The 11,142-nt window shown below is 43.8% G+C and carries 5 protein-coding genes and 3 rRNA genes; all 8 read right to left on the bottom strand.

Features of this window, described 5'->3' with window-relative positions; translation table 11 throughout:
* Positions 1-203 precede the first annotated feature (203 nt).
* Entirely contained in the window at positions 204-1,082 is an 879-nt protein-coding gene (gene rbsK, locus ABC382_RS01735; RefSeq protein WP_274793502.1) for a ribokinase, read from the bottom strand.
* 75 nt (positions 1,083-1,157) lie between these two features.
* Entirely contained in the window at positions 1,158-1,328 is a 171-nt protein-coding gene (locus ABC382_RS01730) for a hypothetical protein (RefSeq protein ID WP_322612122.1), read from the bottom strand.
* Positions 1,329-1,838: 510 nt separating this feature from the next.
* Positions 1,839-1,954: ribosomal RNA gene (gene rrf, locus ABC382_RS01725) — 5S ribosomal RNA — on the bottom strand.
* A 167-nt stretch (positions 1,955-2,121) separates the two neighbouring features.
* Positions 2,122-5,049: ribosomal RNA gene (locus ABC382_RS01720) — 23S ribosomal RNA — on the bottom strand.
* A gap of 366 nt (positions 5,050-5,415) precedes the next feature.
* Positions 5,416-6,968, bottom strand: a 16S ribosomal RNA gene (locus ABC382_RS01715).
* Together the 16S, 23S and 5S rRNA genes form the textbook arrangement of a ribosomal RNA operon.
* 854 nt (positions 6,969-7,822) lie before the next feature.
* Positions 7,823-8,413: a 3-isopropylmalate dehydratase small subunit gene (gene leuD, locus ABC382_RS01710; RefSeq protein WP_322605540.1), complete on the bottom strand. Its 591-nt coding sequence runs from the start codon at positions 8,411-8,413 to the stop codon at positions 7,823-7,825.
* A 31-nt stretch (positions 8,414-8,444) separates the two neighbouring features.
* On the bottom strand, positions 8,445-9,854 hold the full coding sequence (leuC, locus tag ABC382_RS01705; RefSeq protein ID WP_322611935.1) for a 3-isopropylmalate dehydratase large subunit: 1,410 nt from the start codon (positions 9,852-9,854) through the stop codon (positions 8,445-8,447).
* 17 nt (positions 9,855-9,871) lie between these two features.
* Positions 9,872-10,972: a 3-isopropylmalate dehydrogenase gene (leuB, locus tag ABC382_RS01700; RefSeq protein ID WP_274793507.1), complete on the bottom strand. Its 1,101-nt coding sequence runs from the start codon at positions 10,970-10,972 to the stop codon at positions 9,872-9,874.
* Positions 10,973-11,142: the final 170 nt, after the last annotated feature.

The following is an 11,142-nucleotide window of genomic DNA, read 5'->3' as shown; positions in this document are numbered from 1 at the left end:
AATACTTATATGTTTATACAGCAAATAGGAATTCATCCTTATAACAATTCTCTGCTAACTTTACTTATTATTAGCTATTCAGACTAAAAGAAATAGTTTAAACAATGCTTTCTATTTTATTTGATAGAAATATTTTGAAATAATTATTTTAAACTTACATCTTTTTCTAATTGAATGACCTTTCTCCTAAATATCTACTACTTTTAAAATCCAGCCATACGTGCAAATACAGCATCAAGTGTCGGCATGCCGCCTTGTGCACTAAATTTTTCTACCGATAAAGAAGCAGCAATATTAGCAAAGTAGACAGCCTCATCCAACGATTGTCCCTCTACTAAGGCATAAGCTAACGCACCATTAAACGTATCCCCAGCACCTGTTGTATCCACAGCAGTCGTCATATAGCCTGGCACATGGATTGGATAGGTACCATCAGAATAACGTGCACCATCACTACCGAGCGTTATTATTAATTTATTTGGATACTTTTCTAAAAGGTGGTCAATCGGTTCATTAAAAATTTCTGCACATTCCGTTTCATTTGGTGTTAAATAGGTAATATCCTCCATCCATTGCACATCAAAATTTGCGGCAGGTGCAGGATTTAATAGTATGGGAACACCTGCCTCTTTACACATTCGAATGGCATAAGCTGTCGTCTCTTTTGGAATTTCAAGCTGGATGATCACCATTTGACTTTTTTGTATTAAGTGCTTGGAAGCCTCAAGATGTGATGGAGATAATTCATAGTTTGCTCCAGGTACAACAACAATGCGATTGTCGTTATTATAAATAAGAATATTCGCTATCCCTGTCAGAGCAGAAGGACTACTTACGATGGCACCCGTTTGTATATGTTCTTGTTGTAAAACACTCCGTAATGCCTCACCAAAGCTATCTTTACCCACACAGCCGATCATTGCCACTTCATGACCAAGACGGGCTGCCGCAACTGCTTGATTGGCCCCTTTACCACCAGGTACCGTTTGAAATGCCTGACCTAGAATCGTCTCCCCCTGCTTAGGAAAAGCATCCATTTGTACAATTAAATCCATATTTAAACTTCCTATGACTGTAATCATTGAATTCCCTACCTTTCTTCTACTTTCTATTTTAATGCAGAAAAAAGAACAAAGACAGGTTGATTTCAGAGCTTTTTATAGTTTTCCTAATAGCCCTTTCCTGGCCTCAAATTCAATTTTTGTATCACAATCATCACAGGAAAATTTCCCTTTCATATTTCTTTTATACATGGTATATTTTTTGGTCCCTTCAACTACTTCAAACGTCTTTTTACAAAAAATACATGAAACTGAATAAGTAATCATTCTATATTCCTCCTTCAGCAATTTACTACTTTTTACATCTACTTTCACATTATCAAAATATCCCATTTATGCATAGCAGTTATATTCTGAAAATTCATGTTTATATGATGATCTTTCACATTCTATACATATTTATTTGCATCGATTGAAGCTAAGGAAAAAAACACAATACAAGCTCAAATTCGTATTATTAGGTCAACTCATACCCTGTCAACCATTTTTATATGGTTTTATTAGGGAAGGACCCGCTTACAACATAGTTACTTCTTGGGCTTTAACAAGTGGAGCATTGACTTTGCATGGAGAGTTAGGAATCAAACTATAGTTCTAGGAGGAAATTTATAATGAATCAAGTCGTTGGATATGGTTAAAGAAGAAAGCCAGGTTCGAGCATTTTTAGATATTAGAAGGTCTAAATGACTTTGTTATATTTTCAAGGTTTAGTGAAGCAGTATTGGTTAAGAGAAAATAAAAAAAGCCGAGGAATAAATCCTCGACTACTATTATTTTGCCTAGCGACGTCCTACTCTCACAGGGGGAAGCCCCCAACTACCATCGGCGCTAAAGAGCTTAACTTCCGTGTTCGGTATGGGAACGGGTGTGACCTCTTTGCCATCATCACTAGACTTGCACATGGATGTGCTGGCTTCTGCGTTGCAACATGGATGTTGCGTTCTTAGCAGAAGTTCCATTATTTTAAGCTTTAAAATACACAAGGTATTGAAGCTCTCTTTTGTTGAAAGGGTTGTTCTTTCAAAACTGGATAAACGGCGCATTGACTGCTTCAAACAATTTGGTTAAGTCCTCGATCGATTAGTATTCGTCAGCTCCATGTGTCACCACACTTCCACCTCGAACCTATCTACCTCATCGTCTTTGAGGGATCTTACTTACTTGCGTAATGGGAAATCTCATCTTGAGGGGGGCTTCATGCTTAGATGCTTTCAGCACTTATCCCGTCCACACATAGCTACCCAGCGATGCCTTTGGCAAGACAACTGGTACACCAGCGGTGTGTCCATCCCGGTCCTCTCGTACTAAGGACAGCTCCTCTCAAATTTCCTACGCCCACGACGGATAGGGACCGAACTGTCTCACGACGTTCTGAACCCAGCTCGCGTACCGCTTTAATGGGCGAACAGCCCAACCCTTGGGACCGACTACAGCCCCAGGATGCGATGAGCCGACATCGAGGTGCCAAACCTCCCCGTCGATGTGGACTCTTGGGGGAGATAAGCCTGTTATCCCCGGGGTAGCTTTTATCCGTTGAGCGATGGCCCTTCCATGCGGAACCACCGGATCACTAAGCCCGTCTTTCGACCCTGCTCGACTTGTAGGTCTCGCAGTCAAGCTCCCTTGTGCCTTTACACTCTACGAATGATTTCCAACCATTCTGAGGGAACCTTTGGGCGCCTCCGTTACCTTTTAGGAGGCGACCGCCCCAGTCAAACTGTCCGCCTGACACTGTCTCCTGCCCCGCTAAGGGGCATGGGTTAGAATTTCAATACAACCAGGGTAGTATCCCACCGACGCCTCCTTCGAAGCTGGCGCTCCGAGATCTCTGGCTCCTACCTATCCTGTACAAGTTGTACCAAAATTCAATATCAGGCTACAGTAAAGCTCCACGGGGTCTTTCCGTCCTGTCGCGGGTAACCTGCATCTTCACAGGTACTATAATTTCACCGAGTCTCTCGTTGAGACAGTGCCCAGATCGTTACGCCTTTCGTGCGGGTCGGAACTTACCCGACAAGGAATTTCGCTACCTTAGGACCGTTATAGTTACGGCCGCCGTTTACTGGGGCTTCAATTCGCAGCTTCGCTTGCGCTAACCACTCCTCTTAACCTTCCAGCACCGGGCAGGCGTCAGCCCCTATACGTCACCTTACGGTTTTGCAGAGACCTGTGTTTTTGCTAAACAGTCGCCTGGGCCTATTCACTGCGGCTCTCATGCGCTTGCACGCTCAAGAGCACCCCTTCTCCCGAAGTTACGGGGTCATTTTGCCGAGTTCCTTAACGAGAGTTCTCTCGCACACCTTAGGATTCTCTCCTCGACTACCTGTGTCGGTTTGCGGTACGGGCACCTCTCACCTCGATAGAGGCTTTTCTTGGCAGTGTGAAATCAGGAACTTCGTCCATACGGACTCGCCATCACAACTCAACGTTATAGTGTGCGGATTTGCCTACACACACGCCTTACTGCTTGGACGCGCATAACCAACAGCGCGCTTACCCTATCCTACTGCGTCCCCCCATTTCTCAAACGGTGAGGAGGTGGTACAGGAATATCAACCTGTTGTCCATCGCCTACGCCTGTCGGCCTCGGCTTAGGTCCCGACTAACCCTGAGCGGACGAGCCTTCCTCAGGAAACCTTAGTCATACGGTGGACGGGATTCTCACCCGTCTTTCGCTACTCATACCGGCATTCTCACTTCTAAGCGCTCCACCAGTCCTTCCGGTCTGACTTCAACGCACTTAGAACGCTCTCCTACCACTGACATCGTAGATGTCAATCCACAGCTTCGGTGAATCGTTTAGCCCCGATACATTTTCGGCGCAGCGTCACTCGACCAGTGAGCTATTACGCACTCTTTAAATGATGGCTGCTTCTAAGCCAACATCCTGGTTGTCTGTGCAACGCCACATCCTTTTCCACTTAACGATTACTTTGGGACCTTAGCTGGTGGTCTGGGCTGTTTCCCTTTTGACTACGGATCTTATCACTCGCAGTCTGACTCCCGTGTATAAATATCTGGCATTCGGAGTTTGTCTGAATTCGGTAAACCGGGATGGCCCCCTAGTCCAAACAGTGCTCTACCTCCAGTATTCTCATCACGAGGCTAGCCCTAAAGCTATTTCGGAGAGAACCAGCTATCTCCAAGTTCGATTGGAATTTCTCCGCTACCCACACCTCATCCCCGCACTTTTCAACGTGCGTGGGTTCGGGCCTCCAGTAAGTGTTACCTTACCTTCACCCTGGACATGGGTAGATCACCTGGTTTCGGGTCTACGACCACGTACTATTTCGCCCTATTCAGACTCGCTTTCGCTGCGGCTCCGCCTTCTAAAGCTTAACCTTGCACGTAATCGTAACTCGCCGGTTCATTCTACAAAAGGCACGCTATCACCCATTAACGGGCTCTAACTACTTGTAGGCACACGGTTTCAGGATCTCTTTCACTCCCCTCCCGGGGTGCTTTTCACCTTTCCCTCACGGTACTGGTTCACTATCGGTCACTAGGTAGTATTTAGCCTTGGGAGATGGTCCTCCCGGATTCCGACGGAATTTCACGTGTTCCGCCGTACTCAGGATCCACTCAGGAGAGAACGAACTTTCGACTACAGGGCTTTTACCTGCTCTGGCGGACCTTTCCAAGTCGCTTCATCTAACTCGCTCTTTTGTAACTCCGTATAGAGTGTCCTACAACCCCAAGAGGCAAGCCTCTTGGTTTGGGCTCTTCCCGTTTCGCTCGCCGCTACTCAGGGAATCGATTTTTCTTTCTCTTCCTCCAGGTACTTAGATGTTTCAGTTCCCTGGGTCTGCCTTCAAGACGCTATGTATTCACGTCAAGATACTACGCGATTAAACGTAGTGGGTTCCCCCATTCGGAAATCTCCGGATCAAAGCTCACTTACAGCTCCCCGAAGCATATCGGTGTTAGTGCCGTCCTTCTTCGGCTCCTAGTGCCAAGGCATTCGCCGTGCGCCCTTAATAACTTAACCTACAGCTTTCAATTCACATCGCATTTCGTTGTCAGCTTCACTCGTTCAATCAGTCACGTACTGAAGTACGCTCCTTCATTCACTCGATTGCTTCCTAGAACTGCTTGTGTCTTGAAACCTTACTAATGTTATTAAGCCTATAAAAAACTTAAAAAATAAATGTGTTTGTTACAATTTCAATGTCGTTTTATCCAGTTTTCAAAGAACAAAGTTACTGCCTGCTTCTACTTCTTCGCAGCTTTGCGACGAAAGCGTAGCGACAGGAGCACATATTTGAAGTATTTCATTCGGAAGAATGAACCTTCAAAACTGAACGCAAAACGTAATCTTACAAACCCTAGGTTTGTATTCCGAAATAATCCTTAGAAAGGAGGTGATCCAGCCGCACCTTCCGATACGGCTACCTTGTTACGACTTCACCCCAATCATCTATCCCACCTTCGGCGGCTGGCTCCAAAAGGTTACCTCACCGACTTCGGGTGTTACAAACTCTCGTGGTGTGACGGGCGGTGTGTACAAGGCCCGGGAACGTATTCACCACGGCATGCTGATCCGCGATTACTAGCGATTCCGGCTTCATGTAGGCGAGTTGCAGCCTACAATCCGAACTGAGAACGACTTTATCGGATTAGCTCCCTCTCGCGAGTTGGCAACCGTTTGTATCGTCCATTGTAGCACGTGTGTAGCCCAGGTCATAAGGGGCATGATGATTTGACGTCATCCCCACCTTCCTCCGGTTTGTCACCGGCAGTCACCTTAGAGTGCCCAACTAAATGATGGCAACTAAGATCAAGGGTTGCGCTCGTTGCGGGACTTAACCCAACATCTCACGACACGAGCTGACGACAACCATGCACCACCTGTCACCGTTGCCCCCGAAGGGGAAACTATATCTCTACAGTGGTCAACGGGATGTCAAGACCTGGTAAGGTTCTTCGCGTTGCTTCGAATTAAACCACATGCTCCACCGCTTGTGCGGGCCCCCGTCAATTCCTTTGAGTTTCAGTCTTGCGACCGTACTCCCCAGGCGGAGTGCTTAATGCGTTAGCTGCAGCACTAAGGGGCGGAAACCCCCTAACACTTAGCACTCATCGTTTACGGCGTGGACTACCAGGGTATCTAATCCTGTTTGCTCCCCACGCTTTCGCGCCTCAGCGTCAGTTACAGACCAGAAAGTCGCCTTCGCCACTGGTGTTCCTCCAAATCTCTACGCATTTCACCGCTACACTTGGAATTCCACTTTCCTCTTCTGCACTCAAGTCCCCCAGTTTCCAATGACCCTCCACGGTTGAGCCGTGGGCTTTCACATCAGACTTAAAGGACCGCCTGCGCGCGCTTTACGCCCAATAATTCCGGACAACGCTTGCCACCTACGTATTACCGCGGCTGCTGGCACGTAGTTAGCCGTGGCTTTCTAATAAGGTACCGTCAAGGTACAGCCAGTTACTACTGTACTTGTTCTTCCCTTACAACAGAGTTTTACGATCCGAAAACCTTCTTCACTCACGCGGCGTTGCTCCATCAGGCTTTCGCCCATTGTGGAAGATTCCCTACTGCTGCCTCCCGTAGGAGTCTGGGCCGTGTCTCAGTCCCAGTGTGGCCGATCACCCTCTCAGGTCGGCTACGCATCGTCGCCTTGGTGAGCCGTTACCTCACCAACTAGCTAATGCGCCGCGGGCCCATCTTATAGCGACAGCGAGATGCCGTCTTTCAGTGTTCCGCCATGAGGTGGAACAGATTATTCGGTATTAGCCCCGGTTTCCCGGAGTTATCCCAAACTATAAGGTAGGTTGCCCACGTGTTACTCACCCGTCCGCCGCTAACGTCAAAGGAGCAAGCTCCTTCTCTGTTCGCTCGACTTGCATGTATTAGGCACGCCGCCAGCGTTCGTCCTGAGCCAGGATCAAACTCTCCATAAAAGAAATTTGATTAGCTCAAATTGTTTTGCTGGCATCAATTTTGATGTCCAAAATTTTGTTTCGTTCACTAGCCGAAACTAGTTACTTAAAACTTTATTGATTACGTTTTGCTTGTTCAGTTTTCAAGGTTCATTTTATACTGCCATACAGCGACAGGAATTTTATTATATCAAAACATTTTCGTGTTTGTCAACAACTAATTCAAAATATTTTATTCGCTAAATGATGTTTCACAATATATCAAAATATTTTTATGTTAACACCTGTGATTAATACTTATTAACATCTATCGATATTTCACGATAGAAATCAATAATATATTATATTAACAAAATAGTCAACAAGAAATTAGTTAAAAACTTTCTATTCTATCTCCCTACTATTTAAATATTGTATTTTATACAATAGCACGTTTTAAATCGTTTCTAAAAAATAATCCCATTGCTTTGCAGTTAGAACCGACCATAGCTCTTTCATCAAGAAAAAGCCTTACATACTCCTTCAGCATTATTATCCTGAAGCTTAAATAACGTATACCATCTTTTCAATTCACTGATTCTCCTAACACTATATCTTCCAGTTAGAGTGAGTAACAACTGAATATGCTTTTTCTTCAACTGTCGAATCGAAAGTTTCTACAGAATAGCTTTGAAATGGTGAACATAGAAGGCAATACATTCTTTCTGTAACTTTACTTTTATATCTAAAGCAAAACTAATTAATATATTTTTGATGAGTTAATGAATCAGAAGACTTTCTTATTGAAAAAATTTTAAAAGCCAACGAAATTTTATTAATCGTAAAATTTCACTGGCTTTTTAGTTTATAGCTAGGATTTATCCAGCCACTTTTGCTTAGAATGCTACCCGCTTTGCCTCATAGGCAGCAATATGTTCTTCGTATTTAAAGGTTAAAGCAATTTCATCCCAACCATTTAGTAATGTCTCCTTATAGTACGGATCAATTGTGAAATGATAGACTTTACCATCTTCACCTGTCACTGTTTGTTCAGCAAGATTTACTTCCATTGTATATGGCTTTGCTAATCCCTTAGCCAGAATTTCATCACATTCTGCTTCTGTTAACTTAATAGGTAGAATGCCATTTTTAAAGCAGTTATTATGGAAGATATCTGCAAAAGAAGGGGCAATCACCACGTTAAAGCCATAATCTAAGATGGCCCATGGTGCGTGTTCGCGGGATGAACCGCAGCCAAAATTATCTTGCGCCACTAAAATTTTGGATTCTTTAAATTCAGGTTTATTTAAAACAAAGTCTTTAATCTCATTGCCTTGTGCATCGTAACGCCAGTGATAAAATAAAAATTGTCCAAATCCTGTGCGCTCAATACGTTTAAGAAATTCTTTTGAAATAATTTGATCTGTATCAACATTTTTACGATCAAGTGGTGTGATGACACTATTAACGATATTAATTGGTTCCATTTTTAATCATCCCTTCCGTGTAAAGCAAGACTTACACAGTTTCCTTCACAAATTCACGTACATCCACAAAATGACCTGCAATCGCAGCTGCAGCTGCCATCGGTGGTGATACTAAATGTGTACGAGAACCCGCTCCCTGACGTCCTTCAAAGTTGCGATTGGATGTAGAGGCACAGCGTTCACCAGCTGGTACAACATCATCATTCATCGCTAGGCACATGGAGCAACCTGACTCTCTCCATTCAAAGCCTGCCTCGATAAAGATTTTATCCAAGCCCTCTTCCTCTGCTTGCTTTTTCGTCGTATGAGAACCCGGCACAACAATTGCTGTTACATTATCATGCACCTTACGTCCTTGAATGACACTAGCAGCAGTGCGTAAATCACTAATGCGTGAGTTTGTACAGGAGCCAATAAAGACATGCTGAATATCAATAGATGTTAAAGGTTGCCCTTCCTCTAAGCCCATATAGGCTAATGCTTTTTGAAGAGCTGCCTTATCAGATTCATCCTCATAATCTGCTTGTGTTGGAACATGACCAGAAACACCCGTACCCATCGATGGATTTGTACCCCATGTAATGATTGGTTCGATTTCTTCTGCATTTATGATACGAACTGTGTCGTACGTAGCATCCTCATCGGAAGCCAAACTTAACCAATAAGCGGCTGCTTCCTCCAATTTTTCACCTTGTGGCGCATATTTGCGACCACGAATATAATCCACTGTTGTTTGATCAGGTGAAATCAGCCCAGCTTTCGCTCCTGCCTCAATCGACATATTACAGATTGTCATCCGTTCTTCCATAGACAATTTATGGATAGCCTCTCCAGTGAATTCCACAATATGCCCAGTGCCAACACCAATACCAAACTTTGCAATAATGGCTAAAATAATATCCTTTGCAGCTACCCCAACTGGTAGCTCCCCTTCAACACGAATTTCCATCGTTTTCGGCTTATTTTGCCATAAAGTTTGTGTTGATAAGACATGCTCAACCTCTGATGTACCAATCCCGAAAGCAATCGCACCAAAGGCACCGTGAGTTGATGTATGAGAATCGCCACAAACGATAGTTTTCCCTGGTTGTGTTAATCCCAGCTCTGGCCCAATAACGTGTACAATCCCTTGGTCAGGATGACCCATTCCTGCTAGCTCAACACCAAACTCTTTTGCATTTTTAGCCAATGTTTCGATTTGGTTGCGTGCAATAGGATCATGGATTGTCGGTAAATTTTTCGTTGGTACGTTATGATCCATTGTCGCAAAGCTTAAATCAGGACGACGCACTTTGCGTCCGTTCAAACGTAGACCTTCAAAAGCTTGCGGAGATGTTACTTCATGAATTAAATGAAGATCAATATATAACAGGTCCGGTTTGCCCTCTTCCTGATAAACTACATGTTTATCCCAAATCTTTTCAATTATATTTTTACCCATTGTCTTCACCTATTTCTTTAAATATATGTTGTCATAATACTTTGTGAAACAAAACTAGTATCAATTTCGTTAATCACTTTATCTGTCCATTCATTTGTCGATAAAATGCGGCTGCCGTCACGAGCAAGATCTGCTGTAAAGTAACCATCATCAAATACTGCACTAACAGCACGCTCAATTTCTGCCGCCTCTTCTTTCAGGCCAAAGGAATATTGTAGCATCATCGCAACAGATAGAATTGTTGCCGCAGGGTTTGCTACTCCTTGCCCTGCAATTTCCGGAGCTGATCCATGTACAGGTTCATATAAGCCAAAATTATCACCACGAATAGATGCCGATGGAAGGACGCCCAAAGAACCAGTAATAACTGATGCTTCATCACTTAAAATATCACCAAACATATTTTCAGTGACTACTACATCATAGTGACCAGGATTTGTAATTAGTTTCATCGCAACAGAGTCGACTAGATTATGTTCTACAATGACATCTGGATAGTCTTTTTTCTTTGCTTCTACGACTTCACGCCATAAGCGACTTGTTTCAAGAACATTCGCCTTATCAACAGAGCATAATTTGCCTCCACGTAAACGTGCTAGCTCAAAGGCATTTTCAACGATACGCTCCACCTCTGCTTTTGAATAAACAGTTGTATCAATTGCGCCATTTTCAGTACGCATACGTGGTTCCCCGAAGTATACGCCGCCTGTTAGTTCACGAACAATCATTAAATCAACGTTTTCAGCTACTTCACGTTTTAATGGTGAAGCATCTAGTAAACTCGGGAACGCCTTTACTGGACGTAGATTTGCAAATAAATCGAAGTGTTTGCGAATACGCAATAACCCTTTTTCTGGGCGTAATTCAGGTGGGTTTTGATCCCATTTTGGTCCACCAACAGCTCCTAATAGAATCGCATCGCTATTTTCACACATCTCGATTGTTTCTTCTGGTAATGGATTGTTGTGCTGATCAATGGCAGCACCCCCAATTGTTGCATATCCTAAATGAAATGTATGATTAAATCGTTTACCAATCACTTGTAGTACACGTACAGCAGAAGCAACAACCTCTGGCCCAATCCCGTCACCAGGAAGGACTGTAATTTTTTTCTCCATCGTCAAAACACCTTTCTTTTTTTAGCGCATTCGCTAATTTAGTAAGAACGCTCACCTACCAACTATTTAGATGAGCGTATTCATTACGACTAAGCGTAATTTTTCTTGAAAGATACAATACGCCATGACATCATTGCATCCGACTCGTGAATGGTACATCACACAATTCA

Source organism: Lysinibacillus phoenicis (assembly GCF_047238325.1).
Taxonomy (GTDB): domain Bacteria; phylum Bacillota; class Bacilli; order Bacillales_A; family Planococcaceae; genus Lysinibacillus; species Lysinibacillus irui.
The sequence above is the reverse complement of the archived record's forward strand: the minus strand, read 5'-3'. Positions and strand labels throughout refer to the sequence as shown.